21 protein-coding genes and 1 tRNA gene are annotated in these 23,255 nt (G+C 28.3%); 11 read left to right on the top strand and 11 right to left on the bottom strand.

Going from position 1 to position 23,255, the window contains the following annotated elements; all coding sequences use genetic code 11:
* Positions 1–68 precede the first annotated feature (68 nt).
* From L8X40_RS06720 to L8X40_RS06710, 3 genes are read left to right on the top strand one after another with little or no spacing between them, the layout of a single operon-like run.
* Positions 69–1,166 (top strand): efflux RND transporter periplasmic adaptor subunit, encoded by a 1,098-nt coding sequence (locus L8X40_RS06720; protein WP_263667574.1) that lies wholly within the window; start codon positions 69–71, stop codon positions 1,164–1,166.
* Positions 1,166–4,288, top strand: a complete 3,123-nt coding sequence (locus tag L8X40_RS06715) for an efflux RND transporter permease subunit (RefSeq protein WP_263667573.1) — start codon at positions 1,166–1,168, stop codon at positions 4,286–4,288. Before L8X40_RS06720 ends, L8X40_RS06715 begins: the two co-directional genes overlap by 1 nt.
* Entirely contained in the window at positions 4,281–5,723 is a 1,443-nt protein-coding gene (locus L8X40_RS06710; RefSeq protein ID WP_263667572.1) for an efflux transporter outer membrane subunit, read from the top strand. The genes L8X40_RS06715 and L8X40_RS06710 overlap by 8 nt, the downstream gene beginning before the upstream one ends.
* Positions 5,724–5,741: 18 nt before the next feature.
* Here L8X40_RS06710 and L8X40_RS06705 read toward each other — a convergent pair whose 3' ends face one another.
* Positions 5,742–5,933 (bottom strand): mini-MOMP protein, encoded by a 192-nt coding sequence (locus L8X40_RS06705; protein WP_039619495.1) that lies wholly within the window; start codon positions 5,931–5,933, stop codon positions 5,742–5,744.
* Between the two features lie 74 nt (positions 5,934–6,007).
* Here L8X40_RS06705 and L8X40_RS06700 point away from each other — a divergent pair, with 74 nt between their 5' ends.
* A complete protein-coding gene (locus L8X40_RS06700) occupies positions 6,008–7,345 on the top strand; it encodes a coproporphyrinogen III oxidase family protein (protein WP_261530159.1) in 1,338 nt (445 codons plus the stop codon).
* Between the two features lie 25 nt (positions 7,346–7,370).
* On the opposite strand, the gene hemJ is transcribed toward L8X40_RS06700, so the two are convergent.
* Genes hemJ through glmM form a run of 3 tightly spaced genes read right to left on the bottom strand, consistent with a single transcriptional unit; the run spans position 7,371 to position 9,599 of the window.
* Positions 7,371–7,820, bottom strand: coding sequence for a protoporphyrinogen oxidase HemJ (gene hemJ / locus L8X40_RS06695; protein WP_039619499.1), 450 nt, complete (start codon positions 7,818–7,820; stop codon positions 7,371–7,373).
* Positions 7,814–8,269, bottom strand: coding sequence for a signal peptidase II (gene lspA / locus L8X40_RS06690; protein ID WP_263667571.1), 456 nt, complete (start codon positions 8,267–8,269; stop codon positions 7,814–7,816). Before lspA ends, hemJ begins: the two co-directional genes overlap by 7 nt.
* Entirely contained in the window at positions 8,262–9,599 is a 1,338-nt protein-coding gene (gene glmM / locus L8X40_RS06685) for a phosphoglucosamine mutase (protein WP_039629248.1), read from the bottom strand. The genes lspA and glmM overlap by 8 nt, the downstream gene beginning before the upstream one ends.
* A gap of 131 nt (positions 9,600–9,730) precedes the next feature.
* On the opposite strand from glmM, the gene L8X40_RS06680 reads away from it, so the two are divergent.
* The 4 genes from L8X40_RS06680 to L8X40_RS06665 all read left to right on the top strand — a co-directional run bounded on the left by L8X40_RS06680 (position 9,731) and on the right by L8X40_RS06665 (position 12,527).
* On the top strand, positions 9,731–10,906 hold the full coding sequence (locus tag L8X40_RS06680; protein WP_214100499.1) for a DUF945 family protein: 1,176 nt from the start codon (positions 9,731–9,733) through the stop codon (positions 10,904–10,906).
* Positions 10,903–12,093, top strand: a complete 1,191-nt coding sequence (locus L8X40_RS06675) for a replication-associated recombination protein A (protein WP_261545331.1) — start codon at positions 10,903–10,905, stop codon at positions 12,091–12,093. Before L8X40_RS06680 ends, L8X40_RS06675 begins: the two co-directional genes overlap by 4 nt.
* A gap of 45 nt (positions 12,094–12,138) precedes the next feature.
* Positions 12,139–12,214, top strand: a tRNA-Val gene (locus L8X40_RS06670).
* Positions 12,215–12,389: 175 nt separating this feature from the next.
* The gene (locus tag L8X40_RS06665; RefSeq protein WP_232017389.1) at positions 12,390–12,527 is read left to right on the top strand and encodes a hypothetical protein; all 138 of its coding nucleotides are present in this window, start codon (positions 12,390–12,392) and stop codon (positions 12,525–12,527) included.
* On the opposite strand, the gene L8X40_RS06660 is transcribed toward L8X40_RS06665, so the two are convergent.
* The 6 genes from L8X40_RS06660 to L8X40_RS06635 form a co-directional block, all read right to left on the bottom strand.
* Positions 12,508–13,713, bottom strand: coding sequence for an LlaJI family restriction endonuclease (locus L8X40_RS06660; RefSeq protein WP_263667570.1), 1,206 nt, complete (start codon positions 13,711–13,713; stop codon positions 12,508–12,510). The genes L8X40_RS06665 and L8X40_RS06660 overlap by 20 nt on opposite strands.
* Positions 13,706–14,965, bottom strand: coding sequence for an McrB family protein (locus L8X40_RS06655; protein ID WP_263667569.1), 1,260 nt, complete (start codon positions 14,963–14,965; stop codon positions 13,706–13,708). Before L8X40_RS06655 ends, L8X40_RS06660 begins: the two co-directional genes overlap by 8 nt.
* A complete protein-coding gene (locus L8X40_RS06650) occupies positions 14,962–15,588 on the bottom strand; it encodes a hypothetical protein (protein ID WP_114640746.1) in 627 nt (208 codons plus the stop codon). Before L8X40_RS06650 ends, L8X40_RS06655 begins: the two co-directional genes overlap by 4 nt.
* A 55-nt stretch (positions 15,589–15,643) precedes the next feature.
* Positions 15,644–17,113, bottom strand: a complete 1,470-nt coding sequence (locus tag L8X40_RS06645; protein WP_263667568.1) for a DNA cytosine methyltransferase — start codon at positions 17,111–17,113, stop codon at positions 15,644–15,646.
* A gap of 12 nt (positions 17,114–17,125) precedes the next feature.
* Positions 17,126–18,292: a DNA cytosine methyltransferase gene (locus L8X40_RS06640; protein WP_263667567.1), complete on the bottom strand. Its 1,167-nt coding sequence runs from the start codon at positions 18,290–18,292 to the stop codon at positions 17,126–17,128.
* A 452-nt stretch (positions 18,293–18,744) separates the two neighbouring features.
* Positions 18,745–19,365 carry a DUF305 domain-containing protein gene (locus tag L8X40_RS06635; RefSeq protein WP_087699107.1) on the bottom strand — a complete coding sequence of 207 codons (621 nt, stop codon included), beginning with the start codon at positions 19,363–19,365 and terminating at the stop codon, positions 18,745–18,747.
* A gap of 120 nt (positions 19,366–19,485) precedes the next feature.
* Here L8X40_RS06635 and L8X40_RS06630 point away from each other — a divergent pair, with 120 nt between their 5' ends.
* Positions 19,486–20,118 carry a hypothetical protein gene (locus L8X40_RS06630; RefSeq protein WP_087699106.1) on the top strand — a complete coding sequence of 211 codons (633 nt, stop codon included), beginning with the start codon at positions 19,486–19,488 and terminating at the stop codon, positions 20,116–20,118.
* A 2-nt stretch (positions 20,119–20,120) separates the two neighbouring features.
* Here the strand turns inward: L8X40_RS06630 and ruvC are convergent, their stop codons facing one another.
* Positions 20,121–20,597, bottom strand: coding sequence for a crossover junction endodeoxyribonuclease RuvC (gene ruvC / locus L8X40_RS06625; RefSeq protein ID WP_039627288.1), 477 nt, complete (start codon positions 20,595–20,597; stop codon positions 20,121–20,123).
* 122 nt (positions 20,598–20,719) lie between these two features.
* On the opposite strand from ruvC, the gene dnaA reads away from it, so the two are divergent.
* Positions 20,720–22,048: a chromosomal replication initiator protein DnaA gene (dnaA, locus tag L8X40_RS06620; RefSeq protein ID WP_214125671.1), complete on the top strand. Its 1,329-nt coding sequence runs from the start codon at positions 20,720–20,722 to the stop codon at positions 22,046–22,048.
* A 132-nt stretch (positions 22,049–22,180) separates the two neighbouring features.
* On the top strand, positions 22,181–23,248 hold the full coding sequence (gene dnaN, locus L8X40_RS06615) for a DNA polymerase III subunit beta (protein WP_039617031.1): 1,068 nt from the start codon (positions 22,181–22,183) through the stop codon (positions 23,246–23,248).
* Positions 23,249–23,255 lie beyond the last annotated feature (7 nt).

Below are 23,255 nucleotides of genomic sequence, written 5' to 3'. Positions count from 1 at the left end.
ATAATTATATCTTTTGTAATATAAATTACTTTTTTCGTTTAGCTAAATAAATAATTTTAAGGAAACCAATGAAAACAAAACTTTTAACCCTAGCTTGTGCTTCACTTATATTTGTGGCATGCTCAGATGATAAGAATGCACAAGTTAAACAACTCCCTCCCCAACCTGTAAGTATTATGACTATGCAAAGTTCTAATTTACCTTTAGAATTTACCTATCCTGCAAGATTAAGCACTGAATTAGATGTAGTAATTAAACCTAAAGTAAGTGGCGAAATCAAAGCAAAATACTTCAAAAGCGGCCAAGCTGTTAAAAAAGGTGATAAACTTTTTCTCATAGAGCCTGATAAATACCAAGCAAGTGTAAATATGGCTTATGGGGAAGCTTTAGTAGCAAGAGCTAATTTTGATGATGCTGAAAAAAATTTCAAAAGAGATCAAATTTTAATAGAAAAAAATGCTATTTCACAAAAAGAATTTGACGCAAGTTTGGCTAAATTTAATTCTACCAAAGCTAATTTAGAAAGTGCTAGAGCAAAACTTGCTAATGCAAGATTAGACTTAAAATACACTGTAGTAAGTGCTCCATTTGATGGGGTTTTAGGAGATGCGCTAATGGATGTGGGTGATTATGTAAATGCTTCATCAACTGAGCTTGTGCGTATTACAAACATTAACCCTATCTTTGCAGACTTTTATATTTCTGATGTTGATAAAATCAATATGAATAAAAATCTACAAAGTGGCAACTGGCAATTAGAAAATATCCAAGTGCAAGCTAATGTTGGCGGAGAGCTTTTTAATGGAAAATTATATTTTATAGATAGTGTTATAGACACCCATAGTGGTGGGGTAAAAGCAAAAGCTATTTTTGACAATAACAACTCAAGTTTAATGCCTGGTTCTTTTGCAAATGTTCATGTTGAAGGCTTTGTTCAAAAAGATGGTTTTGAAATTCCTCAAGTTGCGCTTTTACAAGATGATAGTGCTACTTATGTTTATACTCTAGTAGATGGAAAAGTAGTTAAAACTAATGTGAATGTTATTTATCAAACTTCTGATAAAGCAATCATTGATAAGGGCTTAAAAAATGGCGATAAAGTTATTTTAAATAACTTCAAAAAAATCCGCCCTGGTGCAAGTGTTAGCGTAATGGAGAATAAATAATGTTTTCTAAATTTTTCATAGAAAGACCTGTATTTGCTTCTGTTGTAGCTATTATCATTTCTTTAGCGGGTATTATAGGACTATATTCTTTACCTGTAGAGCAATACCCTTCTCTAACCCCACCTGTTGTAAAAGTAAGTGCAAATTACTCAGGTGCTGATGCTCAAACAGTAGCTCAAACAGTGGCTATTCCTCTTGAAGATGCAATCAACGGAGTTGAAAATATGATTTATATGGAATCAACTTCAAGTTCTTCAGGAGATATGAGTTTAAGTGTATATTTTAATATAGGTACAGATCCTGACCAAGCGACAGTTGATGTTAATAATAGAATTTCAGCTGCTATGGCAAGACTTCCTGAAGATGTTAAAAAAACCGGTGTTAGTGTAAGAAAAACTGGTTCAAGTATATTAGAAGTTGCTACTTTATATTCTCCTGATGGTTCTATGGATTCACTTGAAGTATATAATTATGCTGCGTTAAATATCTTAGATGATCTTGCTAGGGTTCCTGGTGTAGGTAATGCCGTAGCAATCGGCTCAAGAAATTATTCTATGAGAATTTGGCTTAATCCCGATTTATTAAATAAATATCAAGTGACCGCAACAGATGTTATTGCTGCAGTAAATGAACAAAACGCTCAATATGCTACTGGTAAGATAGGTCAAGAACCTGTGGTAGAAAGATCACCTTATGTATACTCAGTAACTATGCAAGGAAGGTTAAAAAACACAAAAGAATTTGAAAATATTATTATAAGAGCAAATAGCGATGGCTCTTTTTTAAGACTTAAAGATGTTGCAGAAGTTTCTTTAGGTTCAAGAGAATATACATTTAAAGGTAGATTAAATGGAAGCGATGCTACTCCTATATTAATTTTCTTACAAACTGGAGCAAATGCAGTAAGTACAGCTGAGTTAGTACAGAAAAAGTTTGAAGAGCTTTCAAAAAGCTTTCCAGAAGGTTTAGCCTATAAAGTACCTTATGATACAACTATATTTATTAAAGCTTCTATCAAAGAAGTTGTAAAAACATTTTTTGAAGCACTCATTTTAGTTGTGATTGTAATGTACTTGTTCTTGAAGAATTTCCGTTCTACTATCATACCTATGATTGCTGTACCTGTTTCTATTTTGGGAACTTTTGCGGGATTATATGTCTTAGGTTTTAGTATCAACCTTCTTACACTTTTTGCTTTGGTATTAGCTATTGGTATTGTTGTTGATGATGCAATTATAGTAGTTGAAAATATCGATAGAATCATGCATGAAGATCCAAATATAAGCATAAAAGAAGCAGCCATTAAAGCAATGGATGAAGTTGCTGCACCTGTTGTTTCTATCGTTCTTGTGCTTTGTGCGGTGTTTATACCTGTTTCATTTATATCCGGTTTTGTAGGAGAAATTCAAAGACAATTTGCCATCACTTTAGCTATTTCAGTTGCAATCTCAGGTTTTGTAGCATTAACACTAACTCCATCTTTATGTGCAATTTTCTTAAAAAGAAATGAAGGGGAGCCATTTTACTTAGTAAAAAAATTCAATGATATATTTGATTGGTCAACTGAAGTTTTTGGCGCAGGAGTTGCTTATATATTAAAAAGAACTATACGCTTTGTCTTGATTTTTTTCATATTCTTAATCGGATTATATGGATTATTCAAAATAGTACCAAATTCACTTGTACCACCTGAAGATCAAGGTAGTTTTTTATCTGTTGTGAACTTACCAGCAGCTTCATCTCTCAATAGAACAACCCAAGCTATGGATGCAATGGGTGAAGAAATCGGTAAAAATGAAAATATTACTGATATTGTAGGTCTTATAGGTTATGATCTTTTCACAGGTTCTTTAAAAGAAAATGCTGGTGCAATGTTTGTAAATTTGAAAAATTGGGATGATAGAGATACAAATAGTTTTGATCTAACTAGTATGTATAATAAACAATATTTCTTAAATCCAAATTTTCAAACTTTCTTTGTTAATCCACCTCCAATTCAAGGTTTAAGTTTAACTGGTGGTTTTGAAATGTATGTACAAAATCGTGGAGGTAAAAGTTATGAAGAAATTCAAGTTGATGTAAATAGATTAGTTGAAGCAGCAAATAAACGTCCTGAGCTTGCGAATGTAAGAACTACACTTGATACTAATTTTCCACAATTAAAATTGGAAATTGATCGTGATAAAGTAAAGCTTTATGGTTTAAATTTAGCAGATGTATTTAGCACACTAAATGCCACGATAGGAACTTACTATGTAAATGATTTTTCTATGCTTGGAAAAAATTATCGTGTAAATATTAGTGCAATTGGAGATTTTAGAAATACACAAAATGCTTTAAAAAATATTTTTGTTAGATCAAAAGATGGTTCTATGATAGCTCTAGATAGTGTTTTAACACTTCATAGAGGCGTTGGGCCTGATGATGTAAAACGTTTTAATATGTTCCCATCAGCACTAGTACAAGGTGATCCTGCACCTGGTTATACTTCAGGACAGTCTATTGATGCTATTGCTCAAGTTGCCAAAGAAACTTTAGGAGAGGATTATTCTATTGCTTGGTCAGGTTCAGCTTATCAAGAAGTTACAAGTAGTGGTGCAGGTCAAGTAGCTTTTATACTAGGGCTTTTATTTGTATTTTTAATCCTAGCAGCTCAGTATGAAAGATGGCTTATGCCTTTAGCAGTAATCACTGCTGTGCCTTTTGCGGTGTTTGGCTCTTTACTTCTTGTATGGCTTAGAGGCTTAGAAAATGATATATATTTTCAAACAGGACTTTTACTTTTAATAGGACTTTCAGCTAAAAACGCCATTTTGATTGTTGAGTTTGCTATGGAAGAACATCTTAAAAAAGGAAAAAGTATTTTTGAAGCTTCTATTAGTGCAGCAAAATTAAGATTTAGACCTATTGTAATGACTTCATTAGCATTTATTTGTGGTATTTTACCTTTGTACTTTGCTTATGGAGCAGGAAGTGCAAGTCGCCATGCAATAGGCACGGGTGTTATAGGAGGTATGATAGCAGCTTCTACTATAGCCATTTTCTTTGTACCTTTATTTTTCTATTTATTAGAAAGCTTTAATAAATGGCTTGATAAAAAAAGAGGTAAAATCAATGCGTAAATTAATAATTTTTGCAAGTTGTTTTTTAATAACAGCTTGCAGTTTAAAACCAAATTTAGAAATCAAAGATGTAAATTACACTAAAAGTTTAGACCAAAATATTAGCATTAATAAACAGTGGTGGAAAGCTTTTGATGATAATTATTTAAATACCTTAGTCGATCAAGCTTTAAAAAATAATAACGACTTGCAAATTGCATATATGAATTTACAAAAAGCTTATGAAACTTTAGGTATAGCAAGAAGCGATTTACTTCCTAAGCTTGATGCAAGCGCTAGCGGAGCAAGAGGAAAAACTAGCATTAATGCTCCAAGCAATAAAAGCAATGAATTTGCTTATGGTAATGATTTTAACATGGGTTTAAATTTAAGCTATGAAGTAGATTTATGGGGTAAATACAGAGATACTTATGGTGCTTCAAAAGCAAAATTACAAGCTAGTGAGTTTGACTATGAAAGCGCAAGATTGAGCTTAATTTCTAATGTAGTAAAAACTTATTTTAACCTAGCAAGCTTAAGCGAGCAAGTAAAAATTTTAGAAGAAACAACCCAAAGTTATCAAAAAACTTATGAGTTAAAATTAGAGCATTTTAAACTTGGAGTAATTAGTGAGTATGAGCTTAACAAATTTAAAGCTGAGCTTGAAAATTCAAGAGTTTTACTCACAAACGCTAAAATTCAAAAAGAGGCTAATACCAAAGCCTTAAAAATCCTAACTTCAAATGATATTGATGATATACTTTATAATAGCATAGAGTATAAAAAAATAGGACAATACGAACTTAGCATACCCGAGGGCATTGGCAGTGAAATTTTGCTTCAAAGACCTGATGTACAAGCTAGTTTAAAAATTTTAGAAGAAAAAAATTATCTTGTTGGAGTAGCTAGAACTGCATTTTTACCAAACCTTTCTTTAACAGGACTTTTGGGTTTTCAAAGTAATGATTTAGATCTTTTAGTCAAACATGGAAGCAATACTTGGAATGTAGCTGGAAATTTTGCAATGCCGATTTTTCATTGGGGTGAGATTATGAATAATGTTAATATTGCAAAGCTTACCAAAGATGAAGCATTTTTACAATATGAAAACACCTTAAAAACAGCTTTTGGAGAGATAAGACTTGCTTTATTTAACCGCCAAAGCTATTATGAAAATGAGCAAAATTATAAAAATTTATTTCTAGCCCAAAGTAAAATTTATGAAATTTCTACCTTAAGATATGAAAATGGCGTGATTAACTTGGCTGATTTTTTACAAGATCAAAGAAATTATTTAAATGCTAAACTTTCTTATACTAACTCATCTTATGAGCTTGCAAATTCTATTGTAGATGTTATGAAAGCTTTTGGTGGAGGATTTAACGCTAAAGAAGAATCAAAAGAAAACATCAAAGCTATGGAAGAAAACTTAAAGGAAAACTTTTATAACAACTAAGTCTTTAAGGCTTAGTTGTTAATGCATTTGAATTTGAATTCTTTGATTAAAATTATTATTTCCTCTATCTTTTGGGCTATTATGCTCAAAACGATAACGCATACTACCTGAAACATTAACATCTTGAAAAATTTCATCTAAAGGTGCAGAATTTGACACACTTATAAATCCTAACAAAAATACAAAAAATGCTATAAAAATCTTTTTCATTATAAAGCCTTTGTAAAAATATGATACAATTATAGTCTTTTTAAATAACTACAAAATGAAATTTTAGGAAAAATATGAATTTTTTACAAAACTTAGCTCTTTCTTACTCACACAAGGCTATGCAAAAATCTTTAGAGAATGGTTTTGATGTGAAACTTTTAAAAGAAGGACAAGAAAAAAAAGTTAATCCAAAAAAATCTTATATGCTTTATGCTCACATACCATTTTGTCATACTTTTTGCCCATATTGTAGTTTTCATAAGTATTATTACAATGAAGATTTAGCAAAAAGATATTTTGAAAGTTTAAGAGAAGAAATCAAACAAATCAAAGACAAAGGATTTGATTTTACTTCTATGTATGTGGGTGGCGGCACTACTTTAATCAATGAAGAAGAGCTTGCTAAAACTTTAGAACTTTGCAAAAAATTATTTAACATCAAAGAAATTTCTTGCGAAACTGACCCTAATCATATCGAACCTAAAAAGTTAGAAATGTTTAAAGGACTTATAGATCGTTTAAGTTGTGGTATACAAAGCTTTGATGATGATACTTTAAAAAAAGTAGCAAGGTATCATAAATTTGGCTCTAGCAAAGAACTTCAAGAAAAGCTTTCTAAAGCCATAGGTGTGCTTCCTATCATGAGTATTGATTTGATTTTTAATTTTCCTTCTCAAACCAAAGAACAATTACTCAATGACTTAGAAATAGCCAAAAACTTAAAACCTCAACAAATCACAACTTATCCTTTGATGAAATCAAACCTCACAAAAGATAATATCGCAAAAACTCTAGGAGTAAGTTTTAAAGATAATGAATTTGAATTTTATAAAATCATTGTAGATTTTTTCAAAGATTATGAAAGAAATAATGCGTGGTCATTTTCTTTAGAAAAAAGTAGCTTTAATGATGAGTATGTAAGTAGCCATCATGAGTATTTGGGTGTAGGAAGCGGGGCTTTTAGCTTTTTAGATGGAGAGCTTTTAATCAATGCTTTTAATTTAAATGATTATTCTAAGCTCATCAAGGAAAAACAAAATGCAAATATTGCTAAAGCTAATTTTAGTAAAAAAGAAATCATCAAATATGTCTTTTTAACCGAAATGTTTACTGGTAAAATCGAAATTGATAAATTTAATAAAACTTTAGAATGTAATTTAGAAAAAGATCTTTTTATAGAACTTTTAGGTCTTAAATTAAGCAAGGCTATAAAAAAAGAAAACAATACTTTATATACAAGTGAATTTGGATGTTATTTGTTTATGGTATTAATGAAAGATTTTTACACAGGTATGGATTTAGTGCGTGCTGTATTTAGAGATGATAAACGCTTACAAGATAAAGAACGCATAAATATCATGCAAGAAAATGTTGATCCACTTGATTTTAAAAGCATGGAGTTTAAAGGATAAAAAGCCTTTTTTTTAAGGCTTTTTACTAAAATGGTCTTACCACCATCATAATAGCGATGATTATAAATAATATCGTTGGAATTTCATTATAAGCTCTAAAGAATTTCCCACTTTTTTTGCAAGTATCATTTTGAAGTTGTTTTAAATAATAATAATTTTGCAAATGATAAATAATTAAAAGCAAAGCACAGGTTAATTTAGCATGCATAAATCCTGATCCAACCATTAAAGCTTTATTAGCATGAAGCATTAAACTACCACTTATTAAAGTTACAATCATAGCAGGTGTTTGGATATAAAAATACAATTTTCTTTCTTGAATTTTTACCACTTCCACAAAGCCTTTATTGTCTTTATGTTCTGTATGATATACAAAAAGTCTTGGTAAATAAAACAATCCAGCCATCCAAGAAACAAAAGCTAAATAATGCACCATTTTAATCCATAAATACCAGTCAGTTAAAAAATCTAACATTTTTCTCCTTTTTTATTAAAAATTTCTTTTATTAAAATCAAAGCTACGCTAATGTTTATCATCACATCAGCTAAATTAAACACAGCAAATTCAAACCACTTATGCCAAAATACAAAATCCACCACACCTATATGCACAAATCGATCAAGTAAATTAGAACACCCAGCAGATAACATAATAGCAAAAGCGATCAAATGTGTTCTAAAAAATTCTTTTTGATAAAGCAAATACCCAAACAAAGCCAAAATAAAAACAAGCTGTATGTATTTTAAATACTCTCCTAAAAATGCAAACATTGAAAAGGCTACACCGGTATTATAGGTTAAAACTAAATCAAAAAATTCACCCTTATACTCAAGCCCTTGCAAAAACAAATACTTACTTACTTGATCTAGTATAAAAACTAAAGCAAAAACAAGCCAAAATTTTAAAGATAAAATTTTAAGCATTCAATGCTTTCATAAAAAAGCTTTCAACAGCTTTCATTTCTTTTTCTAAAAGCTTAATGTCTTTTGCTTCAAGTAATAAGCGTATTAAATTTTCTGTACCTGAATACCTAAACAAACTAGCAATTCCTTTTTTTTCTAAATCTTTTTTCAATTCTTCTAAGCCTGCAAGCTTGCTTAAGTCTTTTTTCTCTGAAATTTTAAGATTATGCAAAAGTTGTGGATAAGGCTTAACTTGATTTAAAATTTCACTTGCGCTTTTTGCCTCACTTAACATTAAAGCACTAAATTGTAAAGCAGCTACCAAACCATCTCCAGTTTTTGCATAGTCACTAAAAATAATATGCCCACTCTGCTCCCCGCCAAAATTTCCACCGCATTCTTTGAGTTTTTCAAGTACATATTTATCGCCTACATTGCAAGTTTCATGTGTGATTTTATGTTTAGTTAAAAACTCTTTTAAAGCACCATTACTCATTATAGTGCTAACCACGCTTGATTTTAGCTTGCCCTGTTTTTTCAAAAATAAAGCTAAAACACCCAAAAGACTATCTCCATGAGCTACTTCGCCTTTTTCATCCACAACAACCAAACGATCCGCATCCCCATCAAAAGCAAAACCCACATCTGCTCTAAATTTCTTTACTTCTAAAGCTAAATTTAAAGGATGTAAAGCCCCGCAATTTTCATTGATATTTAAACCATTTGGCTTATCATTGATCACAATCACATCTGCACCAAGTTCTTTAAAAACCGTAGGTGCTACCTTATAAGAAGCTCCATGAGCCACATCTAACACAACGCGTAAAGACTTTAAAGTCAGCTCTTTAGGAAAAGAATTTTTTATAGAAACAATATATCTTCCTATCACATCATCAATTCTTTTTGCCTGACCAATTTGTGATTTTGTTGTTCTTGCTTCTTCTATGAGTTTATCGTTAAAATAAATTTCTTCTATTTTTGCTTCTGCTTGCTCATCAAGTTTATTTCCATGGGCATCAAAAAATTTAATACCATTATCATAGTAAGGATTATGCGAAGCTGATATCATAATCCCTGCATCACAACGCATATCTTCAGTTAAAAACGCAATAGCAGGTGTTGGCATAGGACCTATTTCTATAACATTATAACCTATAGAAGTAAGCCCTGAAACGATAGCATTTTCTATCATATAACCGCTTCTTCTTGTATCTTTTCCTACTAAGATATTGTTTGTAAGAGCTTTGTCTTTAAAATAAATTCCAGCAGCCATAGCCAAACGCATGGCTAAAAATGAATCCAAAAACTCCCCTGCTTTACCACGTACTCCATCTGTTCCAAAAAGTTTCATTTTTTTACCTTTGATTTTAAATAGTGCAATTATAAGAAAAAAAGTTAAGTAATGTATAAATGTGAGAATTTTATAAGCATTAGTTAGTAATAAAAATATATAATTTCTAAAATTTCACTTAAGGAAAATGAATGAAAAAAATCATCGCAGGGGTTGTAGTAGTTGTTTTATTAGTTATAGGGTTTTTTGCCTCAGCTTCTTACATTAACTCTATCAATGGAAAAATATTTGCTCAAATGAGTCAAGATACAGCATATTATAGTGTTGAAGATGCTAACTATACCAAAGGACTTTTAAATTCCAAAGGAAGTTTTATAGCTACACTGAATGACTTACCTTATAGTTTTAAAGTGAATGTGGATTTTTCTAATAATTTTTTTGCAAGTAATAATGCTATCGTTTCTATTTTAAATGAAAATGAAGACTTAAAAGGTATTTTCCCAAATGAAGAAATCTTTAAAATCTTAGTTAGCGCAAAAGGTGGAGACATTAACATCAATGCAAAAATAAATGATATTAATTTTACGCGCAATGATACAAATTTAGTTTTAAATAATACATCTTTTAAGATTACAGGTTCTGAAGAATTTGTAAAAAATATGGAGCTTAATCTAGGTTATATTTTATTAGAACAACTATCTCATGAAGAAAAATTAGAAGCAAAAAATATCAAAATTTCTGAATTTCCTATACAAAAATTAAGTTTTAATGATATTTTTAGTCCTAGTAGAAATAGTGAGCAAAATATAAGCATTGATAGCGTTAATTTTATAAGTTCCATTGCTTTTGACTTTGATAAATTAAAAATTTTTGCAAAAACAGCTCAAAATGCTCAAAATGATTATGATAGTGTTTTAAAACTAGATTTAGCTAAATTTAACCTTGCAAATGAAAACTTTATGTTAAATAACATTAATTTAGATATGAATTTTAATAATCTTTCTAAAAAAGCTTATGATAGTTTAGTGCAAAACTCAAATACTGATATTTTTTCTATGATGCTTTTAGCAAGTCAGTTTTTAAAAGCAAACCCTCAAATCATCTTAAATAACCTAAGCTTTGAAAAAGAAGGTAAAAAATTTGACGCAAATGGACAAACTATTTTCACTGAAAATAATATAAAATCACAATTGCATGCAAACACTGAAATTCTTCCTAGTCAAATTTGGCCTGATTTTGCAAATTTTGATACTTATTTTGTAGATAATAATGGCTCTTATGTGCTTGATTTTATCTATGATGATTCTAATAAAAGTGATGTTACAACTATCATTAATGGTGAAAGACTTACCATAAATCCACAATGACAAATTTAAGTTTAACTTTTCGTCCTAAAACTTTAGATGAGGTTTTAGGACAAGAAAATTTGGTAGAAATTTTTAAAAAATTCATACAAGTTTCAAAACTCCCTCATAGTATATTTTTTGGCCCAGCAGGTTGTGGAAAAACCTCTTTTGCAAGGGCTATAGCGTATGAGTATAAACTAGACTTTTATGAGTTTGATGGAGGGAATTTTAAACTTGAAGAGCTTAGAAAAATACTAGCTAAATATGAAAATTCTTTATATAAACCTTTGATTTTTATTGATGAGGTACATAGGCTTTCAAAAACCCAGCAAGAAATGCTTTTAATCCCTTTGGAAAATCAAAAATGCCTTTTCATAGGTGCAAGCACTGAAAACCCTTACTTTACTTTAACTTCAGGCATAAGAAGCAGAAGTATGCTTTTTGAATTTAAAGGTTTAGAATATAAAGACTTAGAAAAACTTGCTATAAAAGTGCAAGAAAAACTCCAATGTAAAATCGATGATGATGCCAAAGACTTTTTAATCACTTCTAGTGCAAATGATGCAAGAAGTTTTTTAAATTTATGCGAGTTTGCTTTGGCTTTAGATAGCACTCATATCACGCTTGAAACTTTGAAAAAATTAAGAGCAAATGTTTTAAGCGATGGCACTTCAAGTAAAGACACACACTATAAACTAGCTAGTTCTATGATAAAAAGCTTAAGAGGAAGTGATGTAGATGCGAGTTTGTATTATCTTGCAAGATTAATTGATGGGGGCGAAAGTGCGGATTTCATCGCTAGAAGATTAGTGATATTTGCAAGTGAAGATATCTCAAATGCAAACCCTCAAGCACTTAATCTAGCCACAAGCACACTCATAGCAGTAAAAAACATAGGCTATCCTGAAGCTAGGATCATCTTAGCACAATGTGTGGTATTTTTAGCAAGTTCGCCTAAGTCAAATTCAAGTTATCTTGCTATAAATGAAGCGCTAAATTATGTGCAAAACAACCCTGCGTTAAAAATACTTCCTTACCTTGATAATAACAACCCACAAAGAAAAAACTACCTTTACCCACATGATTTTGGAGGATGGGTTAAGCAAAGATACCTAGAAAAAGATTTGAAATTTTATCATAGCAAAGGCGTAGGTTTTGAAGCACAACTAGACTTGTGGCTAAATGATATGAAAAAAGTTAAAAAGTGATTTTAAGCACAATGTAAAAATATTTTTATATAATTTTCATTTTTTGGTTCCGTAGCTCAGTTGGTAGAGCACCACCTTGACATGGTGGTGGTCGTTGGTTCAAGTCCAATCGGAGCCACCATTTTTTATTTCTTTCGATTTCTTTAATTTCCAAAAAATGCTTTCAAAATGCTATATATAAACAAACTAAATGATCTTTGATTTCAATTAATTTCTTTTGTGTTATAATTATTTTCAATTAATTAAGGTCATTATTAGGGTTCTTAAAACCTAATAGGGTTCTTTAAAGGAAAATAATGGCAAACATAGCAAAACAAAGCTTACAAGATAAAGATATTAGAAATTTAAAACCTAGTGATAAACGATACAAAAAAGCTGTAGGTAATCCAAAAGAGCTTTATATTTTTGTATATCCTAGTGGCCAATATCGCTAATTGCTGTAATTAATTGTTCTTTATGTGTAGAACCAATCTTATCATAATTATAAATTAAAAATCTAGTATCTACTAAGAGGCCTTGAATTTCCGTGTAGCTTTTGCTGTTTTTCCATTCAATAGTAGCTTTTCCAATATTTTCAAAAATACCATTTATTTTAACTTCAAAATTATTATTTTGTTTGTTATACGGCATCAAAAAAACATTACATATCTTCTTATTTTTTGTTCGATATTCTGCATATTCGCCATAAGCTACCTGTTTAATTATATCACTACTTTGTGGCAATCCTTTTAATTTTACACCATATTTGTAGTATTTTGCATCTAATATATAAATTTTGTCATCATCAATCATAATAGTATCAGGTTGTAATGAGTTATTATCTTTATTATCTGCATATTTTAATTTCCACTGAGTTTTTGGAAAGTATCCATCCTTATCTGCAACACCAAATGCTCTATCTATCATCTTTTCCCAAATAGTATGAAAAACCGTTGTTCCAAATTTAAACTCGCTCTCTTTTAAGGATTTATCGCTTTGCAAAAGCATATCTCTCATAGAACTAAAAAGTAATCGTTTTTTATCATCAAATGTATTATCTAATTTACTTTGCAAAACATAAAGACATTGATTTTTATCTATTGGTAAGTTGTATTTTGGTGGCATAAATGAATTGTAAGCAAAACCAAATTTACAAAATGCCTCATAAACACAATATCTATTTATAGCTGTAATTAACCCATTTTTATTGGCTTGATTTTTTTTAGCTTGAAACTGCATATAAATTACAGAATTATTATTTTGGATATTAGGGCGATTTTTATTAATCGTTCTAGCAAAGTTTATCTTACCTTTTGTAGTGGTTTGATAGATATTTTCTCGCTCGGTATAGTAACCGTGAGAAAGAAAATATTCTATGATATTTTTATACGCAATAAGTGGAAATGATTGCTCGATCTGTTCATTTTTATTATCTATAAAATAAGATTTTGTATGAGATTTATTAAATTTTAAAAGTACAGATATTAGCTTTCTAATATCTGCTCTTATATTCTTGTCATCACAATCTAAGTTAATCCCTAATGGAAAGCAAATTTGAAGCTTATTTTCTTTACTTCTAATACCAACAAAATTATCGTCTAATTCATTATCTATAAAGCAATGCTCCCTTAAATTAAACATACAACATAGCCTTAACATCATCGATAAAAATATCAAATTGAGATTTTCCATTTTTGTCAACAAATCTTTCGATGACTTCTTCTAGTGTATGACATTTATTTTTATTAAAAAGTTTATCTTTGTCAAATTTAAAAACATCATCCCAAAGGTATTTTAAAACTTTGTGAGCAAATTTTTCTTTACTTTCTAGGTCATCATTTCTTACAAAAAATACACCAAGTCTTTTGTCTTCCATTGAGTTAACATCATTTTCGTTGTCAGAGATTACTGAATTTATGGTTTTACAGAATATTTGCCAAGAAACATCAGTATTTAAAATTTTCTTATCTATAAAATTTTTATATTCATTGTATTTTTCTTCACTTTCAAACTCTTGTATTTTTTTATCAAAAGAATTTTTAACTAACTGCATAGAAAATCTACGCTGAAAAGCAGTATCAAGTGTAAAGACATTTTGATCACTTGTATTCATTGTGGCAATTATCCATAAGTTTGATGGGATTTTAATAGGTTTTTCTATATTGTCCTTACCATAAACTATCTTTGCTATATTTTCATTGTTTATCGCATAATCGCTATTGCCATTCTTATCTCTATCAAGTAGTTGAAAAACTTCACCAAATATTGCAGGAGCGTTACCACGATTTATTTCATCAATAACTAAAACATATTTTCCACTTGGATCATTATATGCCTTTTTTAAAATATTTGTAAAAGGTCCAGGTATAAAATCATAACTTACGATTTTATCTTTTACAATAGGCATTATCTGTCCTATGAAATCACTATATGAATAGTCAGGATGAAAAACTAATTTTTCAAAGGTATACTCATTATTTGGATACTTTGTTTTTATAGTATGACTTTTACCACTACCTGGCACACCATATAAGATGATATTTTCTCCACCTTTTTCTCTTATGTTTTCATCAATTTCTTTTTTATTTTTACTATCATCAAATATTTTTTCATTTAACAAGAAATTAATTTCTTTTTTCTGTAGTTTGTATAAAAATCTACCTCCCTTACAACAATACATAATACTATATGGTAAATCTACTTTGATTGATTCTATGTCATTTTCTTCAACTTGACCATCTTCTTTCTTCACAAGTTTTTTTACAATAAAAAAACCTCCACTTTCGATAATTTGTATATAGCCAAAAATAATATCGCCTACCAAAATATTTTTATAGTTTTCTATATCTTTAATTTCTATGTCATTCTTTAATGCATAAATCCATATATTCATATTATATCTCCAATCTCATTAAATTCATCGCATTTTAAATTAATATCATATGGAATGCCAATATATTTTTTTGAATAAGAATCAGCCTTATAAGTAATAAAGGAGCCATGCCATTTATTTATAAAAGTATCCGTTCTTAATATATTAAAATTTGCTAAATAATTTTCAGCCACTATATCATAATTTTCATTTGAATTTATTTCTGACATTAAAACATAGTATTTTTCATGTTTTTGAAGAATATATCTGTAAAACTCCAAACTATATATTGATATTTCTGCATTACACTTATTAATATTTAGGCTTAATACTAAAAATTGACCTGGTGTGATTTTTTGATATTTTATATAATTAGTTAATCTAAACCATAGCCCATCTCTATGTCTATTGTCTTTTATGTGTACTTGAAAATATTTTTCTAAAATTGGATCAAATATTTCAAAATATGCAATTCTATTTCTACTATCATATGATGTTTTTTTATCATTAATAGTAAATGCTGTAGAGTTGCTTACTTTGCTAAATAACTTTTCAATTGTATCTATAGAACTAAGATTTATGTATAAATCAGAACCTGAATATCCAGTTAATTGTCTTGTTGCAATAATAAAATGTGTATTCATCGGTCAACCAAACAAATATATTTTTGTGTATTCTAATAAAAAAATACTTATTTTATTATAAATACTTTTTAAATACTTTTGCAAATACCTTTGACATTAAAGGGGGAACGGCATTTCCTATTTGCATATAAGTTTTTAGGTATGGTCCAAAAAACAAATAATCATCAGGGAAACTTTGAATTCTTGCAGCTTCTCGTGGTGTAATAGCTCTAATTTGAGTTGGATGGATGTGTGAGTGACAATCCATTTTTAAGTGTGCTGTAATTGTCCTACTAGGCTCATTCTCTATCAGTTTAAAATATTTGTCCTTAAATATATGACTTCTGATAGAATAAGGCATAATATCTTTTATTGTTTCAGCTGTAGAATCCTCCCCTTGTTTTAATAGTGAATATATCTTTAAATTTGTTTCATTTTGAAAACGTGCCTTGTGATTGTATATAAATGAACAAATATTACTATCATTTATTAAATTTAAATATTCATTGTTTTTGTGTCTATTAATAGAAATCTTTGAGCCAGATTCGTCATCAGTTTCTGTTTGATTTTTTTTGTCTGGACAAACCAAGCTATCGATATTATCCAAAGCATCCTTTAAGACAAATTTTCTATTTTTTATTATTTCATTTTCAATATCACTCATAATTATATCTACATCTAAATTTTGTTTTCTTGCATACTCTTTGTTAATACCAATGTAAATTAACCTAATTCTTTTTTGTGGAACAGAAAAATTAGTCGCATCATATAACCTATATTTGACCATATAACCTATTTTGTCAAAATCTTCTATTACTTGATTTGCTACTTTTAGCATGCCCTTCACATTTTCCATTATTATAAATTTAGGTTTTAAATTATTTACACATTTTGCAAAGTATTTATACAAAACATTTCTAGGATCATCTATAACTCTTTGTTGATTAGCACTACTAAAAGATTGACAAGGTGGGCCACCTATAATTATATCTACTTGAGATTTTACATATTTGTGTATATTTTGGGATATTAATCTTATATCACCATTAATTATACGAGATGAATTTACTTCAGGATGATTAAAACTATAAGTTCTTAAAGCATCTTTATCAATATCATTTGCCATTAATATATTATAACCCATTCTACTAAAACCATAACTAAAACCACCTGCACCGCAAAATAAATCAATAATTGCAGGTGATTTATTTGTTTTTTTTGCCTGCAAAGATTTTCTATATTTGTTTGAAAATTTATCAATAGTATCTATAAAAAAGTTTTTATTACTTGTATATATAGAAATACTGTTCATCAATCTATTGTAATCTTTTTTTAGTATCTTTTTTAAAATATCAATTTCATATTCATCTTTGATAATTCCCATATATTCTAATTGTTTATATATATCATCATTTTTTAATACTATGGTGTTTAGATTATGTAATTCTTTTGTTTTTTCTGCAAAGCGGTTAATTATTTCAATATTTTCCAAAAAATATTTTTTTTCTTGAGCTGTTTTTAAGTTTGCAACATTTTTAAAAAACATTTTTTACCTCATTTATAAATATTTTTTTAAAATCATAGCTATATATTTAGACATTAAAGGTGGAACGGCATTACCAATTTGTTTAAATTGTTGTGTAATAGAACATGGAAAAATAAAATCATCGGGAAAACTCTGTAGTCTTGCAGCTTCTCTTGGAGTAAGACTTCTCTCTTGTGTATAGTCAGGATGAATAAACTGATGACCATCCTTATGCAAGTGTGCAATAATTGTTTTTGATGGAGCATCATAATATTGAACACAATAACTATTATTAAATAACCTTTTTTTTGTATGTACTAAATTTGGCTCATTTTCATATAATTCTAATAAATTCCATTTGTTTTTTGCCATAAGGCGATATCTTTTTCTATCTAATTCATTATTACTTCTAGCAATATGTCCGTGCAAGAGTTTATAATCATTTGTTCTAATTAACTTTAAATAATTTGATTTTTTTACTGGATTATAAACTATAGTTTTCTTTCCCTCTGATGGTTTTAATTTTGGTAAATCAGATATAGCATCTCTCACAGTTGTCTTATCTATTTTTTTTGTAATTTTTTTAAGATCATCATAAATATTCTTGGGTTCAATATTTAAATCTTTTCTTACACCTATAATAATAACTCTTTTTCTATCTTGTGGAACACCAAAATCAACTGCATTTAACAAAATCACATCTTTATCTTCAATAATTCTATAGTTTTCTTTCATACCATTAAATATGCTTTCTATTATAGAATTACCTTTAATTTTCGTAGATAATATACCACTAACATTTTCAAATACAAAAAATTTTGGTTTAAAGTAATTTAATATATTTAGATAATTTTCATATAAATAATTTCTTGGATCTTTTTTCATGCCAAATGGATCTCTTGCCTTGCCTTGTGATGAAAAAGATTGACAAGGTGGACCACCTACAATTATATCAACACCAGTAGTTTTACTGATATTATTCTCTATTATTTCTATAATATTTTTATCTGTTATATCAGTAGGCTGTATTTTATTAATTTCATTTTGAGAATATCCATAATGTCTCATTCTTTCTTGTAGTGTTAAACAAGCATATTTATCAGATTCTATATGAGTAAGAGCCGTGTAACCCTCTTGATAAAAACCCTCTGCCATTCCACCAGCACCCGCAAATAAATCTATAAAAGTTCTTTTTTTCATTATTATATTCTTACCATTTATTCATTCTTTAATAATTTGCAATATATCATTATCTTTTAATTATGATAATATATCAAACCACTTTCATAGTAAGTGACTCATAAATTTCTCTAAATACTCTATATAAACTTTCTGCAATTTTTTTATAATATTTTTAGTGCTCTTACTTTAATACACTTATGAATTTTATAAATAATTTGTGCTAATTTCAAATTTTATATTTTATTATTTTGTGATTATACATTACAAATCATAAAAAAATATAAACTATATAAATTTATTATATTATATCAATTTTATAATTTATTTGTTTTGTAATTATCAATTAATTGAAAACTATTAAAAAGTTATTTAAATTAATAATTTTAAAGACAAAATAGCCAACACAATGTTTAATATGATCTATGAAAATGTAAAATGATATCTAGGTAGTTTTACTAAACTACCTATTTTTACATATATTTTAACAAATTCGTAAATTCTTGGATTTCTTTTTCTTGATCTAAGATGATTTTTTTCGCTATATCAGTGATAGTTTTGTCTTTAGAGTAAAATAAAATTTGTTTTGAAGCATCTACTGCACCTTGATGATGTGCTATCATCGCTTCTAAAAAGTCTTTATTGATGTTCTTGCTTTCTTTAACCGAACTCATTAAAATCATCATTTTTTGCATTAACTCTTTTTCTTCTTGAACGAATTTTTTATAAGTTTCTTCATCAATTTGAGTTTTTGTATAAAGATTTTTATCTAGAATTTCTTGAAATTCTTGGATTTCCTTTTCTTGAGCTTTGATGATATTTTGAGCGATTTTTTTCATCTCTTCACTTTTAGTATGTTCTAGTAAAAGTTTAGATGAATCAATAGCACCTTGATGATGTGGAATCATATTAGCTAAAAAATCTCTTTCTATGTCATTGCTTTGTACTAAAGGATTTTTCATCATAGGTTCATGCATACTCATCATGATTTGTGATGAAATACTTCCAGAAACTCCATGATGAGCATGGTGAGAATTTGCAGCAAATAAAGCACTTGCTAAAACTAAACTTGAAACTATAGTTTTTATTTTCATTTTTTTCCTTAAACTTTTAATTTAAAATCAAAAATATATAAAAATATCACAAACTAAAATTAACAAAAAAATTCAATTTTTTTTTGTTATAATTTATTTAAAAATACACAAGGATGGAAAATGCTTAGAGAACTACTTGAGATAAAAAAAGAAATGGAACCTATAATTCATGATTGTTCAGTAAAAATTCAAGTAGCCGCAAGAGAAGTAATCGTAAGAAAAAGAGAATATGAAATTTATGGACCTATGATAGATAGAGTATATCTTGATAATGCCATTTATATTAAAATTTTTGGTAGTGGGCGTGATACAAAAAGCACTAAAGTAGATATTAAAAACGGCCTTTATATGGTGTATGTAGCTCCTGATAAGCCTACTAATCAAGAAATCATGAATAAACTAAAAATCGCATTTGAAAGTATAGATAATAAATTCATTTCAAGAATTTTAGAACTCAATAGAAGAATGAAAGAAGTGATTAATAAAACCCAAGCAACTTTAGCAAAAGCATCAAATATGAATGTTTTAATAGAAACTAATCTAGGCGAAGCAAGCGCAGCGCATAAGTTTGTAATAACTATCAAATACCTAAAAGATAATCAAAAATTAGAATTAAAAAATTCAAAATCTGCAGGTAGCTTTAGAGATACCAAAAATCACATCAACCTAGTAGTAGAAAAAAGCACTGATTCAGCAGTATGTGAAAAACTTTTACATGATGTTGAAATTTATTTCATAGGTAGTGGAAAATAAAATCACTTTTTTACTCTCAAATTTGCTAAATGCGTTAAGGCCACTGCAATAGCATCAGTAATATCAAGTGGCTTAATATCTTTTGAAATTCCAAGCAATCTTTTCACCATAAAAGCTACTTGCTCTTTAGTAGCTTTTGCTTTACCTGTTACCGTTTTTTTCACTTGTAAAGGTGTGTATTCTGCAAATTCTCCATGAATTTGTAAAATTTTTAAACTCAAAGCTCCACGAAATTGTGCTAATTTTAAAACCGTTTTTGGATTATAAGCAAAAAATATATCTTCTATAGCTACCTCATCAAATTGATGATTTTTAAAGATTAGATCAAGCCCTTCACATAATTCTGTGATTTGATACTGCAAATCATTAGGTTTGATTTTGATAAGCCCTGCTTCTATGAGTTGATTTTTATTATTAATCCTTTCTACAATAGCATATCCACAATACCTAGAACCAGGATCTATCCCTAAAACTTTCAAACTTTTCACCTTTTTATTCACATAGATGTGAAATTTAAATTTTTATGTGAATAATTTTAACCATTTTTTATAAAAAATAAGCTAGAATTTTAAGTTTTACATCATAATTTATAAGAAAAATAATGAATATAAAAGATTTTTTACTTGAATTTAAAACTGAAATTAGCAATAACGAATACAATACTTACATTTCTCACTTACAATTTAGTGAAAAGTTAAGTAAAAATAATATCTTAGTATTTATCGCACCAAATCATTTTTTAGCTAAATTTATACAAACAAAATACGCACAAAAACTAGCTTATTTTTATGAAGTAAAAACAGGAATTAACCCTCAAATTAAAATCATCACAAATGATCAAAAGGTAGAGAAAAAACATTTTTCTACAGATATTTCACAGATTAAATTTCAAAGCACTATTTTAAATCCTTCTTTTACTTTTGAAAGCTTTGTTGTAGGGGATTCTAATCAATTTGCCTATGCGACCTGCAAAGCCATTACCGATAAAAGCAAACTTGGAAAATTATACAATCCTATCTTTATCTATGGCCCTACAGGACTTGGAAAAACTCACTTGCTTCAAGCTGTAGGAAATGTGTGTTTGGATAATGGATATAAGGTTATTTATGCTACAAGTGATAATTTTATCAATGATTTTACCATGCATTTAAATAATAAAACCATGAGTAAATTTCATGAAAAATACAAAAATTGCGATGTTTTACTCATTGATGATGTGCAGTTTTTAGGTAAAACAGATAAAATTCAAGAAGAATTTTTCTTTACTTTTAATGAAATCAAAGAAAAATTCGGACAAATCATTATGACAAGTGATAATCCTCCAAATATGTTAAAAGGCATAACAGAACGCTTAAAAAGTCGCTTTGCAAATGGGATCATCGCAGATATCACTCCACCTCAGCTTGATACAAAAATCGCAATTATTAAGAAAAAATGCGAATTTAATGCTATTTATCTCAAGTCTGAAGTCATAAGTTACATCGCTACTTCAATGGGAGATAATATCCGAGAAATAGAAGGAATGATTACAAATTTAAATGCTCAAGCAAGACTTTTTAACCAAGAAATCACTTTAGAAGTCGTTAAAAGCTTTATGAAAGACCACATCAAAGAAACAAAAGAAAATATCAGTGTTGAAGATATACTTGCTGATGTTTCAAAAAGCTATAATCTTAAGCCAAATGATATAAAATCAAACAAAAAAACACAAAATATCGTTATGGCAAGAAGGGTTGTGATATATTTAGCAAGAGAACTTACAACTATGTCTATGCCTCAACTTGCTAGATTTTTTAATATGAAAGATCACACCGCCATTTCACATAATATTAAAAAAATTCAAGAACTAATGAGTGAAAATGAAAACTTAAAAGCCATAGTAGAAGAATTAAGAAATAAAATTTTGACAAAAATAAAAAGCACCCTGTGAATAAAAGTGAAAAACAAAAAATTTTATTCTACGAGTAAAATTTCTATAAAAAAAGACTTTTAAAAAGCATTTCACATTTTCACATTGCTTATTATTATGATAAAATAAATTTAAAAAACAAAGGAAGTAAAAATGAAAATTAGCATTAATAAAAACACTCTAGAATCTGCCATAGTTTTAACTAACTCTTATGTAGATAAAAAAGACTCAAGCAACATCGCTTCTCACTTACTTTTTGAAGTAGTTGAAGATAAACTAATCATAAGAGCAAGTGATTATGAAATAGGTATTAATTATAAAATCAAAAAAATCAAAGTTGAAAGTGCAGGTTTTGCAACTGCTAATGCTAAAAGTATTTTAGATATTATTAAAAGTTTAAATAACGAAGATGTAGTTTTAGAAACCATAGAAAATTTCCTTTTTATTAGACAAAAAGGAACTAAATATAAACTTCCTATGTTTAATTATGAAGATTTTCCAAATTTTCCAAGCACTGAAGGAAAAGATAAATTCGATATTGATTCAAGTGATTTAAGTAGATCTTTGAAAAAAATCCTACCTGCAGTTGATACAAATAATCCAAAGTATTCTTTAAATGGTGCTTTACTTGATATAAAAACTACTCACATCAGCTTTGTAGGAACAGATACAAAACGCTTAGCAGTTTTTACACTAAATAAAACAAATGAAAAAGAATTTAACCTTTGCATTCCTAAAAAAGCTATTTTAGAAATGCAAAAAATCTTTTTTGAAAAAATTGAAATTTATTATGATGAAAATATATTGATTGCAAAAAATGATAATTTTGAGTTTTTTACAAAACTTATTAATGATAAATTCCCTGATTATGAAAGAGTAATTCCAAAAAATATCACAAAAGAATTTATTTTTAAAACTGAGGAATTTATGGATGCATTGAAAAAAATCAATGTAATCACTGAAAAAATGAAATTAAATTTCCATAAAGATAAACTTGTATTTGAAGGTATTAGTTTAGATAATATGGAAGCAAAAACTGAACTTGAAATGGAACTTAATATAGATGAGGAATTTAATCTTTGCATTAAAAATAAATTCATCACTGACTTTTTAAATTCTATTGAAAGTGAAACATTCAAACTTAGCATAAATGAACCTCATATGGCATTTTTAGTTTCAAGTGAAGAATTACAAACTGTAATTATGCCAGTTATTTTATAAGGAAAAT

It is taken from the genome of Campylobacter sp. CNRCH_2013_0855 (assembly GCF_025773025.1).
Taxonomy (GTDB): domain Bacteria; phylum Campylobacterota; class Campylobacteria; order Campylobacterales; family Campylobacteraceae; genus Campylobacter_D; species Campylobacter_D jejuni_C.
Note: the sequence above shows the minus strand (reverse complement) of the source record. Positions and strands in the feature narration are given on the sequence as shown.

What these genes read in the sequence shown, in the direction of transcription:
- L8X40_RS06710 (WP_263667572.1), top strand. Translation starts at nt 4,281, where the DNA reads ATGCGTAAATTAATAATTTTTGCAAGTTGTTTTTTAATAACAGCTTGC.
- hemJ (WP_039619499.1), bottom strand. Translation starts at nt 7,820, where the DNA reads ATGTTAGATTTTTTAACTGACTGGTATTTATGGATTAAAATGGTGCAT.
- glmM (WP_039629248.1), bottom strand. Translation starts at nt 9,599, where the DNA reads ATGAAACTTTTTGGAACAGATGGAGTACGTGGTAAAGCAGGGGAGTTT.
- L8X40_RS06720 (WP_263667574.1), top strand. Translation starts at nt 69, where the DNA reads ATGAAAACAAAACTTTTAACCCTAGCTTGTGCTTCACTTATATTTGTG.
- L8X40_RS06655 (WP_263667569.1), bottom strand. Translation starts at nt 14,965, where the DNA reads ATGAATATATGGATTTATGCATTAAAGAATGACATAGAAATTAAAGAT.
- L8X40_RS06715 (WP_263667573.1), top strand. Translation starts at nt 1,166, where the DNA reads ATGTTTTCTAAATTTTTCATAGAAAGACCTGTATTTGCTTCTGTTGTA.
- L8X40_RS06665 (WP_232017389.1), top strand. Translation starts at nt 12,390, where the DNA reads ATGGCAAACATAGCAAAACAAAGCTTACAAGATAAAGATATTAGAAAT.
- L8X40_RS06635 (WP_087699107.1), bottom strand. Translation starts at nt 19,365, where the DNA reads ATGAAAATAAAAACTATAGTTTCAAGTTTAGTTTTAGCAAGTGCTTTA.
- L8X40_RS06645 (WP_263667568.1), bottom strand. Translation starts at nt 17,113, where the DNA reads ATGTTTTTTAAAAATGTTGCAAACTTAAAAACAGCTCAAGAAAAAAAA.
- L8X40_RS06680 (WP_214100499.1), top strand. Translation starts at nt 9,731, where the DNA reads ATGAAAAAAATCATCGCAGGGGTTGTAGTAGTTGTTTTATTAGTTATA.
- L8X40_RS06660 (WP_263667570.1), bottom strand. Translation starts at nt 13,713, where the DNA reads ATGTTTAATTTAAGGGAGCATTGCTTTATAGATAATGAATTAGACGAT.
- L8X40_RS06675 (WP_261545331.1), top strand. Translation starts at nt 10,903, where the DNA reads ATGACAAATTTAAGTTTAACTTTTCGTCCTAAAACTTTAGATGAGGTT.
- L8X40_RS06700 (WP_261530159.1), top strand. Translation starts at nt 6,008, where the DNA reads ATGAATTTTTTACAAAACTTAGCTCTTTCTTACTCACACAAGGCTATG.
- L8X40_RS06705 (WP_039619495.1), bottom strand. Translation starts at nt 5,933, where the DNA reads ATGAAAAAGATTTTTATAGCATTTTTTGTATTTTTGTTAGGATTTATA.
- dnaN (WP_039617031.1), top strand. Translation starts at nt 22,181, where the DNA reads ATGAAAATTAGCATTAATAAAAACACTCTAGAATCTGCCATAGTTTTA.
- dnaA (WP_214125671.1), top strand. Translation starts at nt 20,720, where the DNA reads ATGAATATAAAAGATTTTTTACTTGAATTTAAAACTGAAATTAGCAAT.
- lspA (WP_263667571.1), bottom strand. Translation starts at nt 8,269, where the DNA reads ATGCTTAAAATTTTATCTTTAAAATTTTGGCTTGTTTTTGCTTTAGTT.
- L8X40_RS06650 (WP_114640746.1), bottom strand. Translation starts at nt 15,588, where the DNA reads ATGAATACACATTTTATTATTGCAACAAGACAATTAACTGGATATTCA.
- L8X40_RS06630 (WP_087699106.1), top strand. Translation starts at nt 19,486, where the DNA reads ATGCTTAGAGAACTACTTGAGATAAAAAAAGAAATGGAACCTATAATT.
- L8X40_RS06640 (WP_263667567.1), bottom strand. Translation starts at nt 18,292, where the DNA reads ATGAAAAAAAGAACTTTTATAGATTTATTTGCGGGTGCTGGTGGAATG.